The sequence below is a fragment of the Geminicoccus flavidas genome, assembly GCF_009806515.1.
GTDB lineage: Bacteria > Pseudomonadota > Alphaproteobacteria > Geminicoccales > Geminicoccaceae > Geminicoccus > Geminicoccus flavidus.
Genome location: NZ_WUJP01000730.1, coordinates 1 through 653, shown reverse-complemented (window position 1 = coordinate 653; position 653 = coordinate 1). Strand labels below are relative to the sequence as shown.

General features: G+C 70.0%; 2 pseudogenes. Both read right to left on the bottom strand.

From position 1 onward, the window contains the following. Positions 1-223: pseudogene (locus tag EQG76_RS20935) on the bottom strand (hypothetical protein); the annotation flags it as partial. An 11-nt stretch (positions 224-234) separates the two neighbouring features. After that, positions 235-653 (bottom strand): annotated as a pseudogene (locus tag EQG76_RS20930) (MBL fold metallo-hydrolase); the annotation flags it as partial.

The window sequence follows — 653 nt, the reverse complement described above, 5'->3', positions numbered from 1 at the left end:
GGATGCCGTCGGCCTCGGCCAGTGCCATCTGGATGGACTGCTCGCCGAACTCCCGGGAATGGGCCACCTTGAGGCCGGCCACGCTCTTCAGCGCCGAGATCCCGGTCCGCACGTCGTCCTCGGGCAGGAGGACCAGGTGGCGGCCGGTCAGGTCGGGTGCCGGCGGCTGGGGATGCGGCAGGGCTTCGGCACGGCTGCCGCGGCGGGCTCCTGACTTGGCCAAGTTCGTCTCCTTCAGGCGACCGCTGCGAGGTTGCGGCGATGAACGGCCTCATAGGCCGGATGGTACGCGATGGTCCCGGCGGCAAAATCCTCGGGCAGAAAGCCGCGCAGGTCTGGCTGGCGCAGCGCCGGCTCCGTCCGGCTGCGCAGCAACTTCCCAACATAGTGGCGGGTAGCCTCGATCAGGCCGGGGCCGTAGCCTCCGGCCGCGATCCGCTCCAGTGCCCCGTGGTTCGGCAGAATCTGGCCGATCGCCCATCTGGCCATGCGCTCCAGCCCGGCCAAATGAGTCTCCAGCCGCGCCGGCTCCACCACATAGGTGATCGGGTCCTCCAGCGTGTCGCCCGCCAGCATCAGGTCGCGGCTGGGCAGGACTAGCACCGTGCCGTCCAGGCTGTGCACGTCGGCATGGCGCAGCTCCGCCACCGTAT